The sequence below is a fragment of the Bradyrhizobium sp. CCGUVB1N3 genome (assembly GCF_024199925.1).
Lineage (GTDB): Bacteria > Pseudomonadota > Alphaproteobacteria > Rhizobiales > Xanthobacteraceae > Bradyrhizobium.
Window position 1 is genome coordinate 1 of record NZ_JANADR010000002.1, and the last position, 20,457, is coordinate 20,457.

A 20,457-nucleotide genomic window follows, 5' to 3' on the forward strand; every position below is an offset into this window, starting at 1 on the left:
AGCCGATGTCGCTCGCACTCTGGCGATGTTCGGCGCCTTCACCGAAGGCATGGCGTTGTTCGCAAGCTTCGCCATGCTGCTCAACTTCCCGCGCCACAACAAGATGAACGGCATGGGACAAATAATAAGCTGGTCAGTGCGCGACGAGAGTCTCCACTGCGAGGGGATCATTAAGCTGTTCCACGAATGGCACCGCGAAACCGGAGCGGTGACGTGCACCGTTCGCGACGACGTTGTCGACGTCGCCAAGACAATGGTGAAGCTGGAGGAGAACTTCGTCGATCTCGCCTTTGGCCTAGGCAAGATCGAGGGCATGTGCCCTGAGCAGATCCACGCCTACGTCCGCTATGTCGCCGACTGGCGACTGACCCAGCTCCAGATTGCCCCGGTCTTCGGCTTCTTCGAGGCTAAGGAGGGCGGCTTCATCCAAGTCAAGGCGCATCCGCTGCCGTGGCTTGTCGAGAGTCTCAATGGCATCGAGCACGCAAATTTCTTCGAGCAGCGCGCCACGGAGTACTCCAAGGCAGCGAGCCGCGGCAGCTGGGACGGCGAAGACGGGGTGTGGGAGACTTTCGGCCGTATATAGATAATCCGAGCCTAGTACCCGGAATCAGAGCTGAGTGATACGTCGGCCTTTGAGGCGGCGTTGACGGACCTTTTTCTTGGTCCAGACGAAGGGCTCAGCTTTGTGGTTGTATGCGTTGACGTAGGCATCGATGTGGTCCTGAAGCTGCTTGAGGCTTGTGAAGGAGGCGCCGCTGAGCGACTGCCCCTGCAAGATCGAAAACCATACTTCGACCTGATTGAGCCAGGACGCGCTTGTCGGCGTGAAATGAAATTTCACGTTGGGATGGGCCTCGAGCCAGGGCTCGTTCTTCTTGTGGGTGTTGAGATTGTCGAGGATGACGTGAAGCTGGCGGCCCGGATAAGCCTTGGTGACGTTGTTCATGAAGTCGAGAAATTCGACGCGGCGACGGCGTTTCGAATGCGTCGCGATGATCTTTCCGGTAGCGACTTCAAGCGCCGCAAACAGCGTTGTGGTGCCATGCCGCTTGTAGTCGTGGCTCTGGCCCGTCAAGGCGCGGCCATTGGGCAGCTTCAGATAGCCCTGCGCTCGCTCCAAGGCCTGGATTGAGGGCTTCTCGTCCACGCATAGCACAATGGCCTTCGCGGGCGGGGCGACGTAGAGGCCAACAACATCGGCGGCTTTGGCCGTAAAGTTCGGGTCGTTACTCTCGCACCAGGACTTGCGAGCCGCAAGGTCAATCTTGTGGCTGCGCAGGAACCGCCAGACATATTGGACGTCAACATCGCCCAGCGCCTCGGCCAGCAGAGGGCCGATCCAGCGCGCAAACCCTTCCGGGGGCGGTTTGTCCAGCAGCTTCAGAATCCGCTTGTCGGTGGCCTTCGTATAGATTGGCTGCTTGCCCGGCCGCGGCTTGTCTTGCAGACCTTCAAGGCCGTGGTCGGCATAGCGATGCCGCCAAAGGCTGACGATCCGCGGCTGGACTCCAACTTCCTTGGTGATCGACCGGGTGCTGCGACCATCCGCCGCCAACAGAACTATCTGCGCCCGCTTCAAATCGCGCTGCAACGTCGTTGGCGAGCGGCAACTCGCGCCTCAAGCACCTTGCGATCTTTCCTCGAAAGGTAGACTTCTCTTGCTTCGGGTATCATCCTTATCTTGAATCACGACTCACGATCCAAGAAAAGTGGGTACTAGTCTTACTGCGTCACAAACGGTGGTCTGTGGAATGGGCGAACTTGATTGCACAACAAGGACATCTCGACAGCGTTCGGGCCAGCCCTTGTTCGAGTCGCCGTCGCATCGTCGTGATCGAATCTGGAATGTGACGTTGGGGTCGGTAGCGGCAGAACCGCGGGGTCTATAATCTGCGGGAACGCGAGCGAGCGGGATCGGCCGGGCGCGCCGAGCGCTGAGGGGGCAATCGTCTCCCGCTCGGAGATCAGGAATCCGAAGCTGCAATGCACATCGTTGCGTGATGATGAAAGCCGAGCCAGCCGCGTCCCTCGAAGTGGCCGAGCCCGACCTCCTGCTTGGGTTCCTGATAGTCGAGTTCGATGCGCCAGCGCAATTTAGCCGTCTCAACGAGAGTCCGGAATGCAAGCTCTTCATCGGGGCGTTGTCGAAGCAATCGGCCTTGCGGCTCATGGAAGCGGTGATGCCGACGGCCGAAAGGTCTGCGCGATAGCCGTGTGAGGCGCCCTGGGCGGATTCAATCGATCGTCGCAACACCAGACTTGGAGGTTGCGATGGGCATTCGAAAGCGACGATCACTGCGATCTGGACGGGCGCCGTTACCGTCCCCCGGAAGGCCGCCAGTTGCGCCAGATCCGTCACCACCACCTAAGCCGCTGGTCCAAAATCCGGGGTCCACTTCAGCGGCGATTGATTCGCGTGCACCTATCAGCGCGCTCGTGGGAGTAGATCCGGCCCGTCAGCTTTTCGTCAGGTGGATGCGGCATGCTCGACACACTGTTGCTCGTGGAAGAGGCGGTCCGTATCTGCGTGTGGGCTGTCCGCGCACTAGCACGAGCTTCGGCGGCACGCGGTGTGTGTTCCAAGGCGCGCCGCGTGCCGATTTTTCCATCGCTAATCAGACCATCTTCCCGGACTTCACGCGCTCGCAGCCGGCCGCAGAACACGTACAGCGGCAGATAGTAGTAGCCGTGGAAGAAGCGCCCCTCCTGATGCCCGTGCAGCGGGTCGTCGGTGGCGTCGAGATCGAGGATGATCTGCTTCGGCGCTCGCTTGTGCGCCTCCAGGAACAGCGTCACCGGCAGCGCCTCGATCGCCGCCGCTTCATAGGCTATCTTGTGATAGCGCGAAGGTTCGCTTTGGCTCAGCTCCAGCCGGTTCAGCGTCGACTTGCCGGCCACCGTGCGCAGTCCTCGCGCCGGGCTTCAAGCTTGCCCGCCAGCACCGCCATCAGCGGGTCGTGCCGCAGTTCGTCGTGATCGTTGAAATCCTCGTAGCCAATTGGCCAAAGACCCGCTGTCCGATCAATGTCCTGGCCGCATGCTCGATCAAGTCCGGGCGGCGATGATCGCGAAAGCAATCTGCAAGCGCCTCACCAGATCGATCGCCCGATCGGTGGCGCCCAGAATGCCGCGCGGCAATTTGGGTGGAAGCGCGTATTGCCTCACCTATCGATGCCCCCGAGTGCGATCGGTTGCCTCATTTAATTTGCTCCCGGCCAGGATTGAGGAGGAGGCCGGGTGCGGAGATGGCCGGGGTTTCGGAGCGCCCGGCCTCCTCCGCTGGCGCCTGCCACATCATTGGGTTGTTGTGCCCTCGTGCCCCAGCAACGCTTTCTCCGAAGGAACGAACAACAACGTGTTCGCTTGCTCGCTGCGCCAGGATTTAAGCCGACGTTGAAGCGTTCGAAGAAGCTTGTTCGGATAGGCTCCAGGATATTCCACCTGCAACCGGGAGTGTGAATACTGATCGAACATTGACCCCCATCGGCGTCGTCGAGACCCTTTCAGGCCGTTGATTCCATTGATTCGAGATGACGGGACCCCTACGCCGATCATGGTCGAGACCCCACGCCGAAACACAACCCTGCGAGCGTCTTGTCCATCGATGGGCCGATACCTCCTTGCGCAAGACCGGACAGATCGGACGAAGGAAGCCCCAAGCTCAATCGAAGAAAACTAAATGCGTCCGAATCGAGATCGTGCGCGCCAGGCGAACGCTCTCCAGGTCAGGCCTCGATCACGTCTTCGCAGCCGCCTCGATGAAGAACGCGCTCGACGAGATCGACGCGGCCTACACCGCCAGGACCGGAGTCAAGTTTTACGCGCGGCCCGCGATGGACCTACAGTTGCGCTTCACGAGTTTCTTCCAAGGAAACTTCTCGGGATTTGATATCGAAGTTTCCGCTGGCTGACGCTCCCGCAGGAGAAGTCGGCGGGAATGTTTAGTTTCTTATGAAGAGCAAATCGCACTTAATGACGGTGGACGCTTTCCGGAGAGGACCTCTGATAACTTCGCTCTGTTGCTCAATACGGGCACAAGATCTTTCGGTCTCAGACCGGCGAGCTTCAGTACTACTTCCTGCGGGCGCGACTGTCGTGCCTCATTGATCCCGCACTTAGGATCGATCATTCGCGGTCTTTTTCCGGCGCGTTCCAGTTCCAGCTGTCGTAAAGCACTTTCCAGGCGCCGTGTTCGCGCTTCCAGACCACGAGATACTTTGCGGTGTTCTTGCGATCATCGGCTTTGGCATGCGGTGCGAAATGCACCACGCCGAAGTCAGAAGCCATTTCGCCTCCGCTGGCGATCTCGATGTGTGTTGGCTTGAAATCCAGATACATGTTCGGCGCTGCATCGAAGATACTTTCCCAACTGGCGCGGATGGCCGCGTGTCCCTTGGCGGGCGGTTGATCCGGCCACACTAGCGAACCGTCGGTTGCGTAGAACTTCATTACATCATCCATATTCTTTGCGGTTGCCGCTTTGCTCCATTCCGCATCGAGCTCCCTGATCGCCGCTTCTTCTGCGTCATGCTCCTTAGACATCGTGATACTCCCTGGTAGGCTCAGGTTTTGTGAACGGTTCGGGATTGTCGCGCCGGCGGGGCGCTGCGAAGTTCGGCCAGAAGTTGGGCGGCTTCTCTCAAATCCCTGGTGTCGAGCCCTTCGGTGAACCATTCATAGACGGGCGCCAGCACCGCAAACGCTTCAGCCTGATCGCCTCCGCTCGCCAAAAGGCGGGCGAGCGTGGTCGCGGCGCGAAGCTCCCAGGATTTTGCGCGCTGGTCACGGGCGACCATCAAGGACTTGCGCAAGGTCGCCGCGGCTTGTTCGGATTCGCTTCGCAAGATCAATATCCAGCCCCTCAAGCGCAGCACCTCGGCATAGTGCGAGCGCTCCTCGCCGGCTTCAATGCGAATGACACTCTCCTCGATGAGGCTCCAGGCGCCATCGATGTCTCCGGTTAGCGCCAGCGCTTCCGCGCGCAAAGCCCTGAGATACCAGATCCAGATCCGGTGCCCCGTCTGCATCAGCCGCTCGATACCGCGATCCAGCTGCGTCAGGGCCTCGGCCAAACGCCCGGCGCGCAGCCACGCGACGCCGCGGCTGATCTCGGTCATGATTTCGCCAAGCAACGCGATGCCGCGCTCCTTACCGATGCGTTCGGCCTCGTCGGCACGTTGCAGCAGAGCATCGGAATCGCAGAGATAATCGAACAATTGGGCGCCGAGCGTGAGCGCGAAGGCAAGGTCGAACGGATGGCCCCGACGCCGGGCGTTGGCCTCAGTAGCCTGGTTCGCCGCGAGCGCTTGATCGGGATAACCCATCATCCAGAGGAACTGCGCGCGATAAATGCCTTCGCCGGTGAACGGGTCGGTGTTGGTGAGCGCCACCAGGCCCCAATGCCGTTTCGGGTCGTAAAGCCTGTGCACTTCATTGCCAGAGCGGAGCGCCGCTTCGAATTCGCCAAGCCAGTAGTGGCAGGCGGAAGTGGCGCGATGTCCGACGATTTCCAAGCCGTCGTCGCCGAGTTCTACCCCGGCCTTTGATAGTCTGTCAGCCCAGCGGAGGGATTCCGTCAGCTGGTCTATGCACATATAGTGCACCGACAACGCGTTCAGGATCGGCAGATAGGCCGTCGTGCGCTTGAGCGACTGCGCGAGCCTCCATGCTGGTTTGAGAATATCGCTGACCTCAGCCTGACCCCAACCTCGCTGCGCCACGATCGTTGGCCCGAGCGCGGTTCTCAGCGAGATTTCCATACGGTCGCGCGCTTTTGACGGCCGAAGCTTCGATACCGCCAACATGCCAGCCCGCAAATGCGTGATTGCTTCGCGCAAGGCAAATCGCCCGATCGCGGCTTCGCCAGCCCGCAACCACAGTGGTGCGGCGATACGATGGCACTCCGCCGCGGTGTGATGAAGGGCCAGCAATTCCGGAGCGGAGTCGCGCGTCGCCGGCGAGCGTTCCTCGAGGAGTTGGGCAACATCACCGTGCAGCTGCCGACGTCGACTTTTCAGGAGAGATTCATAGGCGGCATCCTGAACAAGGGCGTGGGAGAACGTATACGCCGCGTGGGGGATCTCGCCGTGGCAAGTGGCCAGCCCGGACGAGGTCAAGTGTCGTAGTCCATCGCTCAGCGCCTCCTCGCTCATCAGCTCTAACCCGGCGAGTAGTTCATAACTGAACTCGCGGCCGATGACCGAACCCACCTGGGCGATTTCCTTGCTCACCGCTACTCTATCGAGGCGCGCCATCAGCGAGTCGCGTAGGGTTTCGGGGATCGTGACGTTGGCCGACGATCCGGCATAGGCGTACCGATCGCGGTCGAGGATTAGGTCGCCGGACTCCATGATGGTTTTCGTCAGCTCTTCAACGAACAAGGGAACGCCGTCGGCCTTGGCAACAATCTGAGCAGCAAGGCCAGGCGGCAGCGCCTTCCGCCCCACGACATTCGCGACGAGCGAACTGCTCTGTGCCGGGGTGAACTTCGCCAAACCTACCGCGGTTACGGCAGAGTCATTCGTCCATGACACACGAAATTCAGGGCGCGCCGTGACGACGAACAAAGTCGGAATGTCGGCCAGCACATCGATAAAGCGTCCAAGCAGGTCGAGCGTCGTCGGGTCAGCCCAGTGAGCGTCCTCGAACAGAATAAGGGTGGGTCCCGCGCGCGCCTCAGCCCGGACGATCTCAATCAACACTCGCATAGTCTCTTCCTTGGCGAGCTTGGGGGAAACGAGAATCGGCCCGTAGCGCTCCTGGTAAGGAACCGAAAGCAACGCTGCGACAAAGCGCATGTCTTCCCGGGCAAGGCCCAGTCGATCGACGAGCCGCGCTTCGAGCTGGCCCAATTGGATCTGCGCACCCTTGTTGCGAACCGGAAGAAGCCCCCGTTCGAAAGACGAACGGATAGGATAGAAAGCGCTATTGACGAAGAATGGCGAGCATTGAAACAGCCGAGTTTGGACGGGTTCGTTCTGGAGGCGTTCGCGCAGCGCATTCACCATTCGGCTCTTGCCAATACCGGCTTCCCCGCGCAGCAGGATCGCCCGCCCCGAACGCGCCTCTTTCACCTGCCGCCACATGTCTGTCAATGTCGAGAGCTCTGCATCACGTCCGACAATGGGCGTGAGCCCGCGCTTCGTTGCTGCGTCAAAGCGGCTCTCGGCTCGACTCAAGCCGAGTACGTGATAGACCTTCTTAGAACCGCTGACGCCCTTCAGATCCTTCTCCCCTAGATCCTCATATTCGAACTCCCCGGCCGCCAACCGGCGCACGCTTTCGCTCACCACGACGGAGTTCGGTTTGGCGACCGTCTGAAGGCGGGAAGCTAGGTTCATGGTTTCGCCGAACGCGTTCCGTTCGCCAGAGGCGACGACAATTATGCCTGAAGCGATACCGATGCGAACCTGCAGCCGCCCAACGCCTTTGATATTCAGTCGTGCGATGGCCTCGACGATATCCAACCCGGCGCGGATGGCGCGTTCAGCCTCGGATTCGTGCGCCAGTGGGAATCCGAAAAAAGCGACGACGCCATCGCCCAGCATCCTAAAGACGTAGCCCTCGTAACGATTTACGCAGGTCGTGCAGGCCTCTTCGTAGGCGCGAAGAATGATCTGCTGCCTCTCGGGATCGAACTTGTAGGCAAGCTTGGTGGACTCCACCATGTCGCAGAACAGTACTGTCAACTGGCGGCGCTCACCTGTCGCCGTCCTGGCCTGCGCGGCCGATTCGTTGAGCGCCTTTCCCTCGCTCAGCACACTTAGGATTCGCTTGCGCGGTCCGAACGGGATACCAATCTCCTTGAGATCACTGTCGGTCAGAACCCGAAAAGTCGTCAGGTCAACCTCGTTTTCCTCGAAGACTTCAATGAAACGCTCGAGATCGTGTGACTTGAGCCATTCCGAGAGGGAAGCAGCTCTCATGACGGCGCTCCGCCCTGCTTAGACTGTCTGACCAAGACGCCGTGATTGACGAGCCAGCCTGCGATAGCCATACCGGATTTGAGCGGCATGCGGTTCGACCAGAATTGCGCGATCTGCAGCGGCGTCTTGCCTGGCGGTAGTTTTTGCAGCAGCGGCGCAAGTTCTCGGCCCCCGAGGAACACCAGCGGGCTTCCAAGGCGCGGATGATGTAAGGCCGAGGCGAGGCTGACAAAGTCACCCCGCAGACAGGGCGTGAGGACAAACTCCAGTTCGGGCGACAGCTCGACGGGTGTCGTTGCCAAAGCGCCAGCTTCGAATGCCGGAAGCAGTGGGGGTTCCCTCGTCTCGAACGGGGCCGAGCGTTGTCGCCAGAACGGGCGGTCGCATTGATCCGCGACAGCGCGATAGTGCCCGGCGGCCCAGCGGCGGTGTCGTTCCGATGCATCGCTCAGCTGCGCGCCATAAAAATCTAGAGCGGCGTTGATCATTTCGCGCCGGCCCAGCAGGGTGTTGGCGACAATGGCGCCGGAAAGCGCCGTCTGGATCGCCTTTTGAACACCACTCGATGAAATCGGATCGATCGCAAGCGCCGCGTCCCCTAACTGAATTCGCGTGGGCGCCACACAGTCGCTGCTGAGATAGGGTGTCGCGTCGATGCCGCGCGCGGAGGCAACCAGCTCGGCGTCGCGACAGTCCGCCATCAGACCGGAGCGACCGATGAGCCCCAGAAAGCGCTCCGACAGATTTGAGCCCGGAGCCGACCTGAACCGGTCGGGATCGACAAACACCAGCGTGTTATAGGTTCCGTCGGGCACGGGAACGCCCCAATACCAAACGTCCTCGCCCGCCTCGATCCACGGCGCGGTCCGCACGCTTGCGCCGCGCCAATAGCCATAAACCGCCAGCGTGGACGCACCCATCTTGGTTTGACGGCGCGGTGAAACGCCGCGCCGTCCGCTGGCATTCGCCACGAAGTCGGCAGCTAGATGCATAGAGGTACCGTCGACGTCGACGGTCAGCCGCCATTTCGCGCGGTCCCAAATTTGCTCGAGGACATGCGCGGGTTGATGAACCCGCACCCCGAAGGCCCGCGCGCGCTCCAGCAAGCGCAGATCAAACTCGCCGCGATCGACCAGAAGGCATTCCTCTCTGAGATCCTCACGGAATCTCGGTCCGTCGGCCCATTTTACCCAGACACGCCTCACTCTGGGAAAACCCGCTGCCTCTATCGTCTCATGCATATCGGCCGCCCTGAGCAGCGTCATGACGCCGGGACTCAAGGACTCGCCCAGACGCCTGCGCGGGAATAGCTTGCGTTCGATCAGATTAACCTGATGTCCGAGTTGGGCCATTCGCGCAGCGAATGTGCTACCGGCAGGGCCCGCTCCGATGACGCAGACGTCAGCCATGGGCCGTTCCTGTCAGGCCGAACCTAGCCGCTCCCGGGTCGGACGACAGCCGGAGATAGGCCTCGAGGCAATAATTTAGCCAGGCGCGGATGTAGTCGCAAGCCGGCCGCCCGCGCCGGATGACCTCGTGGTGGCAGCCCCCGCCGCAGAGATAGCGCGCCCAGCAGGATTTGCAGGGCTCCTGCCGGTGGACATGCCTCGTTGCCAGCCAGTCAGCCTGGCGAGAAAGATCCACGCCGTCGTCGAGCGAGCCCATCGCGCCAATCTCGTCTCCGACGAAGCGGTGGCAGGCCGAAAGTTCGCCTTCCGCGGACACACCAAGGTAGCCGGCGCCTGCGCCGCAGGGATAGGGGCGATGCGTTCCGCGGTGGATCTCTCGCATCGCGTTGACCATGTTGGCGAAGGGATAGCGCCGGCCGCAGCGCAAAGCGCGCTCGAACTCCAGCCCGCAATCGATCATTTCACCCAGCATGAGTTCGAGATCCTCGGACTGCATTTCGCCTTCGGCGTTGGGCGCGCTGAGCACAGGGGAAAAGCCGACGCTGTGAAAGCCGGCGGCAATAAACGTGTCGAGCGTCCGGCGCAGGGAGAGGTTTCGGGGCGTCACCGACACCCGCGCGGAAACCTGCATCCTTTGCTGCATCTTCAGCAGCGGCGCGACGCGTTTCATCACCGCGTCATAGCTGCCGCCGCCGCCCTTGAAAGGGCGCAAGGCATCATGGGCTTCCCGCGGGCCATCGATACTGATGGTGACCGCAAAACCATGCTCCTCGAAGAAGCGACCGTCGTCCTCGCTCAGCAACGTACCGTTGGTAGTGATCGAGAAGGTGATCTTTGCCTTGCGCCTTTCGGCCAGATGCACGGCGTTCTGTGTGGCGGCCCGCAACACTTTGCGATTGACCAACGGCTCCCCGCCGAGAAACGCGAGATTGAGGCGTGCCCCCGGTTGGGCGCTTCCCACCAGCAAGTTCACCGCGCGAAGTGCCTCACCAAGTTCCATGTTCTTGGCGGTCCCGCCGAACTCGCCTTGCTGGGCGTAACAATAGGTGCAGCCGAGATTGCACTTCTGTGCGATGGCGAGCGACAGCGCATGAATCGGCGGCGCGGGAAGCGGCGCATCGTCAATCAACGGCGGCTCGCCCACGCCGATGCTGGACAAAACCTCGCTCACACAGTCGGCGGCGATCGCGGCGCCGAGGCGGGCGAACAGGTCAGGCGCGACGTCGAACAGCCGGCTGCCGTTGACCACGAACAGATGATGGCCAGCCTCGCTTTCAAGCAGATGGATGTCGGGCGAGCGCGGCGCGCCGGCCGCTATGAAACGCGTTCCGACGGCTGAGGGCATTGCAAACGCGTCCATGCCCATGGGGATCACTTTTTTTTCGGGAGCTCAGCGTCGGCGTGCTCGGATTCCTCGTCGGGCTTGTAGTCCCTTCCACCCACCTGGAATTTGAGGATGCGCTCCCATTCCCTGAACAGATCGTCGTACATGATGAGCCGCGAGTCCTGGTAATCGTCCGGAAGGTAGTCGCCGATGCGTTCCTTCTGCAGCCAATTGTCGCCGCGGCTCGTCCCGTCCGGCCCGATGGTGACATTGACATAGTCGGGTCGGCTGGAGGCCCAGTAGTAGCAGGAGCATTCGCGAAAATCGTTCTGCCAGGGCGAGCACAAGCCCTGGGTCAATTCGCCCGCCTCCGCCAGCTTTTCCGAGATGACGGCTGAATCCGATTCAAAGAAGTTGCGGACCTCCAATTCTTGCTTCAGCCACTTCTTGTTTTGATCCTCCGGATTTTTGTGGTTCATCGGATCATGTTTGGGATCGTTGGATACTTTCGAACCTTTGGGACCTTTCGCGTCTTTGGATTGGTTCTGATTTTTGAGTTCTTCCGGCAAACCAGTGCGTGGACCCCACGGGTCGCCACCACTAAAAATGCAGGCGACTTTGTAACCCGGTTTGTCACCCGCTTCGTTCAGGACACGCGCAAGACTGTTCGACCATTCCATGCAAATCACGCCATGCGGGTTCTCCTCGGTGGTTTCGACGATGGAGTCGGTTGGGTCGGATGTTTTCGGTCCCCTGATTTCGGCGACCACCTCGTATTCCCCGATTTTCAGCAACCGACGCCCCAGCAGATGCTGAAACGGAGGATCGGCGTCGACGACCAGGTTGTCGTGCTCGACCAGCGTGATTCCAACAAACAGCCGGCGCCAGACCGCACGAAAATCGAACTCGAGACCCGGACAGCAGTTGCCGATGGCCGTGATCGGGTGTGAACTGATTGGATTGCCAGTCGCCCTGTACAGCAGCTCTGCGCTCTTGTTCACCGGGCGCAACCTGACAAGCTTGTCCGCGTCGATTGTTTGCAGCGGCGGAGGTGGAGGCGTCTCTTGCTTTGGCGGCGAACCAGGCTCCTGCTTGGACGCCTGGCGCGAATCGTCGTTCGATGCCGGGGGCGCCTCCGACGATGAGGCAGGAACTTCCTTCGACGCAGACGGAACTATCTTTCGCGGCCCGATCTTTTCGATCGCATTGATCTGTCGGCGCGTCAAAGCGAGATAATTACTGTCGGCGCCACACATGAGCGCCGGCATCTTGCGCCGTCCGTCGTCAGTCAGATCGGCGACCTCTTCGGGCTGCCGAAGCAGCTTTGCGAACCAGGCGGCGCTCCCGCTCGTCACTGCCGCGAAGACACGTTGATGCAATGCCATGATGGCGCGCGTGTCCGCCGCCGGGGGCGAAAACACCGGCCGCAGCGGGCGTTGATTGCCGAACGCCTCTTCGGCCGGCATGGTATCGAGGTCGATGCCATCGCGACCTCTGAACGGATTGCCGTTCATGACGGCGACGTTCATGAAGCGGACGGCTTCGAACGCCCGCCGCACGATCTCCAAAGCGCGGTCACGCGAATCGCCTTCGATCTCGATGCCTTCGCGCGCCTGTTCGAGATCGTCGAGAAGATTGCGAACAAACAACGTGTCGGGCGCATAATGCGGCGGCGCGACGCCGATGCGTGCCTTTGCACAGAGAGTGCAGCCGGATATCGTGAGTTTCGCACGCACGAACCCGTCGCAGGCATCGTCGAGGTAGCCTCGGCTGATCGCGATATCGCGATTGAGCCAGGGCGGCGCGGGAGGTATGATAGCGAACAGGGCGGGCGGCACTGTCTCGATATCGTGCTCGTATTCCTTGTCGCGTTCGTGCTCCCAACGCACCCAAGACTTGGGCTTCGCGTCTTTGCCCCGGTCTTTGTAGACGCGCTCGGCCACCAACTTTTCTTCCTCCAGGTTCTCAATTGGCTTGTCGGAGCCATAGATCCGTCCGGCAGCAGGCGTGAAGCGCAAGCGGATGTGAGGGTAGTTGCTGTTGGGCTTTATGTAGCGCACCTCGCCGAAGTCGATCGAAGCGCCAGCGAGAAAGTTATTGCACTTGCCCTCAAGCTTGTGAGGCGCATGGTCTGAAAACCAGTCGGCCTCTGCCTTGACAACATCGTCGTTGTTGTAGGTGCGTCGAAACACCTTGCGATTTTCAACCTCGACGCACCATTCGAGCTTGGCATCCCCTAACATGTTCTGCTTGAGGTGCTCAAAACTGCCGTCGTCGAACTCGGCCCACAGCTCGAAGAACGGCGCCACCGGACGGACCTTGCCGTTCTCCTTGAAAATGATCGTTTTTGGCGTTCTCTTCCCCGTGATCTCGCCGTCCGCCGAGATCTGGAACGTCGGCTCGGGTATGATGCGGCGATATCCGAACAGGTCATCCTCGCCCTTCGGCGTTTCAAGCGTGTAGTTGTCAACCGGTTCCGGGTGCGAGCCAAAGCGCGCAAAGGCCAACGGCGGCAGGATCGCAATTCGCTTGATCGGCATCGCACCAACTCCCCAACTTATCGAAGCCCATCAAAAACGCTTTTGGCCCATAGAAGAGCGTCCTCGTCGGCTTCCTTCAATGCCGCGAGGTAGTTTCTCGCTGCGGGTCTGGTCTCCATGGCGCATACATGTTTCTTGTCGCTGAGCAGCTTCTCGCAGAGCTCCAGCGATGTTGCGATCGCCTCCCTGTGAATCCGCCAGGTATCGCGCTCGTTGGGCGGAAGCGTCAGGCGGAAAGGCATCTGGAACGGGGGCCCGGCGCGCGGACTTTTCGGATCTTGCAGATCACTCGGATCTTGATCGTCTTTCAACGGCGACTTGACGAGAACTTCTGAAATCGCCTTTATGTTGTACATCTCGCCGAACGCGCGGTGGATGATTTGTCCGCGCAGATGCGCCGTTGCCGGCGGCGGATGCCGTCTGGTCAGCATGAGCGCATGCATCAGCCAGGTCAGCAGCATGCGATATCGAATATTGAAAAGCCCCGCCCACCGGCGCGACCGCCTGCTTTCGATCTGGATCCTGCTTGCAGTTGTGCCCTGCGCCGAAGGGCGATTTTCCGAATAGTCGCTCGACGGGTTGTGCGGAACATTCCAGCTGAACTCACTCTCATCCTCGTATTTGCAAAGCTCCTCGTAAATCGCGTGGAAGCGCCCGTAATGACTGTCTTCAGGTTCTATCTTATGAACACTGGGGCGGACCGCTCGCAGAATCGGGGCGCCTCCCATCAATTCTTCGATCGCAACGAGGCCTTCACCCTGCTCGGAAAGCTCTGCGAGAGCGAGAATGGCCTGCTCTCGGGTGGTGGCTTTGCTGATGAAGAGGGTGGCCCGTTCGGAGCCTGTTTGCGCTGCGACCTCTGGAGTTGTCGTCTTCGGTGCAGGTTCGCCGCGGTAGCTGCGCCCCCAGTCATCCCAACTCATTTGGCCGAAAGCGGCGTCGACAAAGCAGTGGTTCGGGATCTTCTCGGGATCGCCGAGAATCCCGACGATCTCGTGGTAAAGCTCCCCGACGTGTTTGACTTCGGCCCCAATGTTCTTTCCTTGCTGCCTTACGTGCTTCTCCGCGTCCGCGCGAATTGCAGCGTACTCTGCAGCGCGCTTGGGGTCCTTTTCCAGACCCACGGGCATTTCTGCATAGCAATAGCATGCCAGAGAGCCGCGGGTCAGGCGCTCGAGCTGGAACGGAAAGGACTGGAACGGCGTGTCAAAGGGGTAGTCCTCGCGGTCGATGTTGATGGGGCCGCCAAGCAGCGCGAGAATATTCTGCACCGTCAGCAGATGTCCCATTTCCTCGCGCGCGATCAGCAACAGAGTCTCTCGCCAGCGCCGCGCCTGCTCGACATCGTCGCGCAGCGAATAGGCCGCGTACAAATATTGCACCATGAGGGCATGCTCGATCGATGCCCCCATCTGCAAGAGCACGAGCAGATGTTCGTACCAGGAAAGTTCTCGGCTCTTGTCGATCTGACGCTCTTGACGTGGCTGCACGACAGTCCTCCCCAAGCAAACAGATCCTAGCTCACGTCATCTCCTCGACAATCGACGGCATGCACAACCGCCATATCCCTATCCCACGTCTTCTTGGTCGGTCAGATCGCCGCTCGCATCGTAGCGGTTTCGCCTCTGCAACCTCTTGATCGCTTGCAAAGTTCCGCCGCCCAACTTCCATCGATCATTCCGTCATAGTCGCCGGTCCAGATCAGCATTTCTTGGTACGTCTGCACTTTGCTAGCGCGTTGCGCCAGCGCTCGCTCTCCGAAAAATGCGATGGTGAGTGTGAACAGCGCAACGGCTTTAGCGAGCGAAAGTCGGGCGGAAGAGCGATTGCTGCCGAATTCGAGCGATTCGATTCGCACCGTACACCCCCAATATTCCACGCATATTTGCGTGCGAACGGGACGCTACGTGAATTAGCAGATGCGAAACTCGAAAAGACGAGTCTCTAGTTCCTGGCAAACCAACAGCTATTCGTGTCTTGAGCTAACACTGACCTTTCGCTGTAGGCAATTCTAATTCTGCGCCGGCTTTTTTGGGGGAAGTGTGAGGTAGTTCACATCTCTGTGCATGAATTTATCGGGAAGCGCGACGCGCGTGTTGCCGGCCTCAGATCAAGGATATCGCGGTCCCAACCACCCGCATCCTTGAAGAATACTTCTCCATCCCGTCGGGGCTTATGGGCTTCGCCACGTCGGCGCGGTAACGAAAATCGACGTGTCGCTCGCTGGCAATTGCTAGAGCCAACATTCCCGCATGCGCTTCGGATGGTAAAGCACAGACCGCGCGGGCCACGGACGGGCTCGAACGCGTCAGTCAGCCACAAGACCGTCGTGCCCTGCGAGCCAGGAACCGGTCCGATCAAGATCGGCGGCAGATCCTTATTCCCTGCGCCGGTTATTCATCGGATTTAGCGTTCCCCGCAAGGGTCGTCACGAGCGTCATGGTTGTCCTCGAAACCTCTGAAAGCACGCTGACCAGTTCAACATGCGCTCGGACTCGTTTTTCGCGCAACGCATGTTGCAATCTCTCGTCGGAAACGTTGTCTATCATCCTTTCGGCCTGGACTGCGAGTTCGATCAGCACCCCGATTTGATGCCGAACCTCAAGGCAGCCGGATATGGCGCGCTTCAGCTCCTCCTTCGATAAGCGGTGATAGTCCTCCGGGATATCCTCGTCGGGCGCGAGAGAGAACTGTTCCGCGCGTTGCAACCGAATGACTTGTCCCATAGCGGGTCCCCAGCTCTCTAAATTATGCTGCACGCACGTTCGTCAGAAAACGCGCGACTTGATCTTTCAGACGGCTGCTGTCGTATGACAACGACTGGGCCGCAGACAGCACTTGAGCCGAGGCCGATCCGGTCTCCGACGCCCCTTGCTGGACGTTGACGATGTTGCTGCTGACTTGCATGGTACCCTGGGCCGCCTGCTGAACGTTGCGGGAGATCTCTTGAGTAGCAGCCCCCTGTTCCTCTACGGCAGCGGCGATCGTCGATGAGATCTCTGACAAGCGCTCGATGGTTCCCGAGATGTCCTTGATCGCAGCCACCGAGTCTGCCGTCGCAGCCTGGATGCCCAAAATCTGCTGACCGATTTCACCCGTCGCCTTCGCGGTCTGCTCGGCGAGCGCCTTGACTTCCGAAGCGACGACGGCAAAACCCCTCCCTGCTTCGCCGGCGCGAGCAGCCTCGATCGTCGCGTTGAGCGCGAGAAGATTGGTCTGTCCGGCGATCGTGTTGATGAGCTCGACCACGTCGCCGATCCTCGCGGCGGCCTTCGACAGTTCGCTCACACGGTCAGTTGTGGACCGGGCCTGGCCCACCGCTTCGCCCGCCATACGCGCGGATTCCTGGACTTGGCGGCTGATTTCATTGACCGATGATGACAGCTCCTCCGTTGCGGATGCAACGGATTGGACGTTGGTCGAGGCCTCCTCTGATGCGGCGGCGACGACCCCAGCCATTTCCCCTGCCCGCTCCGCTGTTGCGCTCAGGGTGCCGGCCGACGCCTCCAGTTCTGTCGAAGCACAGGAGACCGTCTCTACGATTTCGCCGACGGCGCTCTCAAATTGATCAGCGAGACGATTCATGTCAGCCTTTCGTCGCTCTGCCATGATCCGATCCTGCTCCGCTTTGGCGTCGGCTTCGGCATGAGCCTTCTGTTCGGCCTGGACTTTAAACGACTCAACGGCGTTCGCGATGTCTCCTATTTCATCCTTCCTTCCGAGCCCGGGCAGTACAAAAGAAAATTTGCCGCCGGCGAGTTCACGCATGGCTGCCGTCAGTGCTTGCAGAGGCCGTGCGATGGTGACAACTGAAAAGACACATGCACCAATGAGTAGGAAAGTGACCGCGGCCCCAATTACTAGGGAATTTCGTTCAGCCGATGACATCTCCTGCCGCGACATCGTCCGAGCCTGTTCGGCCCGCTGTTTGGCAAATTCGACGATCTTGTCTGCGAGTGCGCCCAGCTCGACCGCGAGAGGGCCGGTCTTCTCCTTCGCAAGCCGGCTCTCCTTCTCATCGAGCGCTGAAGCCTTTGGGATGAGGCCAGTTTGATCAGCATTGGCGACCAAGAGTTGTTGATGAAGGTTGATGATCTCAGAGCGAAGGCCTCCGCTCTCTCTCACGCCTTCGACGTATTCTTGTGTTAAAATCTTGATCTTCTCGGCTCGCCCGCGGTTCTCCGGCGATCGCGCAAGCTTCAGAATTTCATTAGCGAACTTCGTGGCGCTATCTTGCCGTTCGTTCAGGTACAGAAGCGCGGACTGAAGCTCTTCCGGCGTCTTCGCCAGCCTCACGTCGCGGCCGGCAATCTGCATACCGCGGGCAGAGGCTTTTGCGTCGATCGCATTTTGGACGATCGTGGACTGCTCGATAACATATTCATCGGCTCTGCGCGTTGAGGTGTTGCCGTTGACTTGGACCCAAATCATCCCACCGACCAGAAGGAGGCTGATAAGTGAGGAGATCGCAAGCTTCGTACCAATCCGTAGATTTTGAATGCTTCGCATCGTGTCTCTCTAACTATTTATCGCTGCGTATCGGCTAGCATCCGAAAAATGCAGATCCTGGATCAGGCCGAGCAAAGAATGCAGTTAAAAGCAGAAAGAAGTTATTAATAGGGGCGATCGTCAAAAAGCGAAAACCCATCCGAACTACGGCGGAGTTGTTCTTTTCTGAGTTTATGTTTCCCGGCGCGCTCCATGTGCGCGATCGTGTCAAGAGCGATGCCCCGTACTTTTACGGGGAGTCGTCAGCTAATTCGAGACGGATCAGGCGTTTCGAAAACGGAGGCTCTGGCTCATCAGGGGGTTGAGTTTAAGCCGCTTGCAATTGATGCTGCACGCCACGGTTGGCAGTGGTGTTGCGCTTGATACGGTTTCGCTCAGCTAGGAGCGCCTCAGTCCTACCGAAGTAAACATCGGCCGGCGGGAGGTTGTTGATGCTCTCGTCATAGTGGACGTGATTGTAGGTTCGACGAAGACCTGTATCTTCCGTTCGAGGTCGCCGGAGAAGGGTAGTAGTTGTCGAGCAGAATGCGGTTCTTGTCCGTGAAGAATACGAATCGGTAAAGAGAAATAAGCAGAATTGGTCTTGATACAGTATTCGCTTTTGCAGGAGAGCGGGGTGTTGGACCACGCTTTCTGGCGTTTTTGGATTTTGCCTTTGGGCGATTCGTGATTCCCTGATGCCGTCGTCGACATTGGGGAATGCGATCATCCACTCGGAGCATGCACGGTTTTTCTGTCACGCCCGCTGGATATCGCCGACGGCAACTCGGCGATCCTGGCCGCTCCGGAGCATTTGGTGCTCCTGCCCAGAACCCATCGTTCAGCGGCAGCGGCAGAATCAAAGCTCCCAACTAATAGCTCCAAACGGCCATCAGCCCGTAGCTCCTGGATGATATAGCGACCGGAAGGATGCCTGCAGATTGCGCAATCAGACTCTCTGTCGAAGGGCATGACTGTATCAGGAAAGAGTATCGATTGGTTAGCTGGTTCAGGCTCGCAAAATATTGATTCATAAGTTAAGTGCGCAACGTGCCATGTCCATACATACGAACGTTTGCTCCCGTCGATCGAGGCGCCGAAAGTGCTTCGGATCACGCATCTCATTCGGCCTTGATCGGCGAGCTGCGCCGGGCGAGACCGCGCCGGTTCCGGAGGGCCTGCCGATGGTGCTTTAGCATTCGAAGATGCTTGAGAGCGACGACTTCGTAACGGCGGAATCGCTCGACTACTGGCGGTTCGAGAAGTTCATGAGGCGCGCCCGGTTGCTGCTCAACACGTTCCAGCAGTTCAGGACGATGTGCGAGATGGCGATCGCCGAAGAGAAGGCGGCGCGAGCCGCCGCGGCCACGGGCTTTACCGCCACAGCATGATCAGCAGGGCGACGAAAGCGAGCAGTCCCAGGATGCCAGTCAGCAGCGGGTAGAACCGGGAGGGTAGGTCGACGGGCTGCGGCTTCGGCGGCGATATGCGAAGCTCCTTTGCGGCTTGGCGGCGCGACTCGCGGCGGCTCCGCTTCCCGGCCCCCCGCCTCAGATGAGCGGCATCACCTCGGAACGGCCGCGTACTTGTCCCAGATGAGCCGCAGGCCGGATTCGAGGGGCCGCTTGATGTCGAACATCTCGGCGCCATTTTGAAAGTGGAAGACCCTTCGGACACGGTAGGTCGACGGATTTTGGGCGGCCACTTCGTACTGGGTGCGGGACAGCCAGAACTGCGTCCGCGCGTGCCCATTGGTGGTCTTGATCTCGAGCCTTCGACTGCTCGCGCCGCTGCGCTATCTCCAGATCCGTCATCCGGAAAAACGCAAATACGACATCATCATTCCGGCTGTCGTTGGCGTCGCCGGTTGGGCTATCTACATGGTGATTGATCCGAGGCCGGCACTCTTTGGCGATGCGGGTCTGCTGCGCTTTGCGCGCGACCTGCTCATCATGGCGGTGCCGTCCATGATCGGCGCGCTGGCTGCCGTTTCGATGGGAGCTCCCGGCCCGAACCTTGATCGCCGGCCGATCGGCGCCGCCGGCGCGAAGCTGAGTGCCGAACAACGGCTCGCCGTCGCCGAGCGCCTCGACGATTTGCTTCAGCTCGTCCGCGAAAGTGCTCACACCGACGATCCGCGATCCGGATCGAATTCCGCTTCGATCAGCTCGGGCAGGGCGGCGGCATCGTCGCGCAATTTGCGCGCCGCGCGCGAGCGCACACCGCGGAATTCGGCGCGCAGGACATGCAGGATGTCACGCTGTGGCAGCGCGAACCTCGCGGCGATCTCGGGCAACGCGCCGTCGACGATCGATACGGCGCGGCCGGCGATTTTTGCCAACTCGGCACGCGCCGCTTCCTCCTCCGCGCGCCGCCGGTTCTCACGCTCCAGCGCCTCGAGGCGCCCGCGCTTGAACGCCTCCTCGAGCGCCGCCGAGGAGCTCGCCGGCGCGGCAACTGCCGCGGCTGGCGCGATTTGCTCGGCCGCCTGCGCCGCCGACGCGTCCAGCCTGGTCGCGAGGCCATTGCCGGTACGCTGGACTAGATCGAGCCGCTGCCGCAGCTGCTCGTCGGCAACCGCTATGCGGATCTTGGCCCTCGGCCCTTGTCCGTCGAGCGCATCACCGTCGATCTTGCCATCGGAGATCCATTGCGAAATGCTGCCAAGCCAGTCTGCTGGCGATCCTCGATCCACAGCCAATCGCTTCGTGCGGGGCGTGCGCGAAGGCGAGCAGCTGCGGCGTCATGTAGTACGGATACGGTTCAGC

The 20,457-nt window shown here is 60.1% G+C and carries 13 protein-coding genes and 5 pseudogenes; 3 read left to right on the forward strand and 15 right to left on the reverse strand.

Annotated elements, in window-relative coordinates; translation table 11 throughout:
• Positions 1 to 586, forward strand: a 586-nt coding sequence (locus NLM33_RS46710; protein ID WP_254106268.1) for a ribonucleotide-diphosphate reductase subunit beta, incomplete at its 5' end; no start/stop codon positions are given.
• Positions 587 to 610: 24 nt separating this feature from the next.
• On the opposite strand, the pseudogene NLM33_RS46715 reads toward NLM33_RS46710, so the two are convergent.
• The 4 pseudogenes from NLM33_RS46715 to NLM33_RS46730 all read right to left on the reverse strand — a co-directional run.
• Positions 611 to 1,677: pseudogene (locus NLM33_RS46715) on the reverse strand (IS630 family transposase).
• Between the two features lie 193 nt (positions 1,678 to 1,870).
• Positions 1,871 to 2,120: pseudogene (locus NLM33_RS50090) on the reverse strand (IS701 family transposase); the annotation flags it as partial.
• 532 nt (positions 2,121 to 2,652) lie between these two features.
• A pseudogene (locus NLM33_RS46725) lies at positions 2,653 to 3,094 on the reverse strand (transposase); the annotation flags it as partial.
• A gap of 203 nt (positions 3,095 to 3,297) precedes the next feature.
• A pseudogene (locus tag NLM33_RS46730) lies at positions 3,298 to 3,456 on the reverse strand (ISNCY family transposase); the annotation flags it as partial.
• A gap of 236 nt (positions 3,457 to 3,692) precedes the next feature.
• Between NLM33_RS46730 and NLM33_RS50095 the strand changes: the two are divergent.
• A pseudogene (locus NLM33_RS50095) lies at positions 3,693 to 3,821 on the forward strand (molybdate ABC transporter substrate-binding protein); the annotation flags it as partial.
• 307 nt (positions 3,822 to 4,128) lie between these two features.
• On the opposite strand, the gene NLM33_RS46740 reads toward NLM33_RS50095, so the two are convergent.
• The 9 genes from NLM33_RS46740 to NLM33_RS46780 form a co-directional block, all read right to left on the reverse strand.
• Positions 4,129 to 4,545: a DUF4440 domain-containing protein gene (locus NLM33_RS46740; RefSeq protein ID WP_254106269.1), complete on the reverse strand. Its 417-nt coding sequence runs from the start codon at positions 4,543 to 4,545 to the stop codon at positions 4,129 to 4,131.
• A 20-nt stretch (positions 4,546 to 4,565) separates the two neighbouring features.
• Positions 4,566 to 7,928: an AAA family ATPase gene (locus NLM33_RS46745; protein WP_254106270.1), complete on the reverse strand. Its 3,363-nt coding sequence runs from the start codon at positions 7,926 to 7,928 to the stop codon at positions 4,566 to 4,568.
• Positions 7,925 to 9,337 carry an NAD(P)/FAD-dependent oxidoreductase gene (locus tag NLM33_RS46750; RefSeq protein WP_254106272.1) on the reverse strand — a complete coding sequence of 471 codons (1,413 nt, stop codon included), beginning with the start codon at positions 9,335 to 9,337 and terminating at the stop codon, positions 7,925 to 7,927. The genes NLM33_RS46745 and NLM33_RS46750 overlap by 4 nt, the downstream gene beginning before the upstream one ends.
• Positions 9,330 to 10,682 (reverse strand): radical SAM/SPASM domain-containing protein, encoded by a 1,353-nt coding sequence (locus NLM33_RS46755; protein WP_254106274.1) that lies wholly within the window; start codon positions 10,680 to 10,682, stop codon positions 9,330 to 9,332. The genes NLM33_RS46750 and NLM33_RS46755 overlap by 8 nt, the downstream gene beginning before the upstream one ends.
• A gap of 26 nt (positions 10,683 to 10,708) precedes the next feature.
• A complete protein-coding gene (locus tag NLM33_RS46760) occupies positions 10,709 to 13,201 on the reverse strand; it encodes a hypothetical protein (protein ID WP_254106277.1) in 2,493 nt (830 codons plus the stop codon).
• Between the two features lie 17 nt (positions 13,202 to 13,218).
• Positions 13,219 to 14,691: a ferritin-like protein gene (locus NLM33_RS46765; protein WP_254106279.1), complete on the reverse strand. Its 1,473-nt coding sequence runs from the start codon at positions 14,689 to 14,691 to the stop codon at positions 13,219 to 13,221.
• A 101-nt stretch (positions 14,692 to 14,792) separates the two neighbouring features.
• Positions 14,793 to 15,059, reverse strand: a complete 267-nt coding sequence (locus tag NLM33_RS46770; protein ID WP_254106281.1) for a hypothetical protein — start codon at positions 15,057 to 15,059, stop codon at positions 14,793 to 14,795.
• 535 nt (positions 15,060 to 15,594) lie between these two features.
• Positions 15,595 to 15,927, reverse strand: coding sequence for a hypothetical protein (locus NLM33_RS46775; RefSeq protein ID WP_254106283.1), 333 nt, complete (start codon positions 15,925 to 15,927; stop codon positions 15,595 to 15,597).
• A gap of 22 nt (positions 15,928 to 15,949) precedes the next feature.
• Positions 15,950 to 17,710, reverse strand: a complete 1,761-nt coding sequence (locus NLM33_RS46780; RefSeq protein ID WP_254106285.1) for a methyl-accepting chemotaxis protein — start codon at positions 17,708 to 17,710, stop codon at positions 15,950 to 15,952.
• Positions 17,711 to 18,894: 1,184 nt separating this feature from the next.
• Here NLM33_RS46780 and NLM33_RS46790 point away from each other — a divergent pair.
• Positions 18,895 to 19,080 (forward strand): hypothetical protein, encoded by a 186-nt coding sequence (locus NLM33_RS46790; protein WP_254106287.1) that lies wholly within the window; start codon positions 18,895 to 18,897, stop codon positions 19,078 to 19,080.
• Between the two features lie 173 nt (positions 19,081 to 19,253).
• Here NLM33_RS46790 and NLM33_RS46795 read toward each other — a convergent pair whose 3' ends face one another.
• The gene (locus NLM33_RS46795) at positions 19,254 to 19,454 is read right to left on the reverse strand and encodes a protein NO VEIN domain-containing protein (protein WP_371930195.1); all 201 of its coding nucleotides are present in this window, start codon (positions 19,452 to 19,454) and stop codon (positions 19,254 to 19,256) included.
• Between the two features lie 357 nt (positions 19,455 to 19,811).
• Positions 19,812 to 20,384, reverse strand: a complete 573-nt coding sequence (locus tag NLM33_RS46800) for a hypothetical protein (protein WP_254106289.1) — start codon at positions 20,382 to 20,384, stop codon at positions 19,812 to 19,814.
• Positions 20,385 to 20,457: the final 73 nt, after the last annotated feature.

Bases quoted from the DNA above. Each gene is read 5' to 3' on its own strand.
- NLM33_RS46740 (WP_254106269.1), bottom strand. From the start codon at position 4,545: ATGTCTAAGGAGCATGACGCAGAAGAAGCGGCGATCAGGGAGCTCGAT.
- NLM33_RS46780 (WP_254106285.1), bottom strand. From the start codon at position 17,710: ATGCGAAGCATTCAAAATCTACGGATTGGTACGAAGCTTGCGATCTCC.
- NLM33_RS46750 (WP_254106272.1), bottom strand. From the start codon at position 9,337: ATGGCTGACGTCTGCGTCATCGGAGCGGGCCCTGCCGGTAGCACATTC.
- NLM33_RS46760 (WP_254106277.1), bottom strand. From the start codon at position 13,201: ATGCCGATCAAGCGAATTGCGATCCTGCCGCCGTTGGCCTTTGCGCGC.
- NLM33_RS46745 (WP_254106270.1), bottom strand. From the start codon at position 7,928: ATGAGAGCTGCTTCCCTCTCGGAATGGCTCAAGTCACACGATCTCGAG.
- NLM33_RS46790 (WP_254106287.1), top strand. From the start codon at position 18,895: ATGCTTGAGAGCGACGACTTCGTAACGGCGGAATCGCTCGACTACTGG.
- NLM33_RS46775 (WP_254106283.1), bottom strand. From the start codon at position 15,927: ATGGGACAAGTCATTCGGTTGCAACGCGCGGAACAGTTCTCTCTCGCG.
- NLM33_RS46755 (WP_254106274.1), bottom strand. From the start codon at position 10,682: ATGCCCTCAGCCGTCGGAACGCGTTTCATAGCGGCCGGCGCGCCGCGC.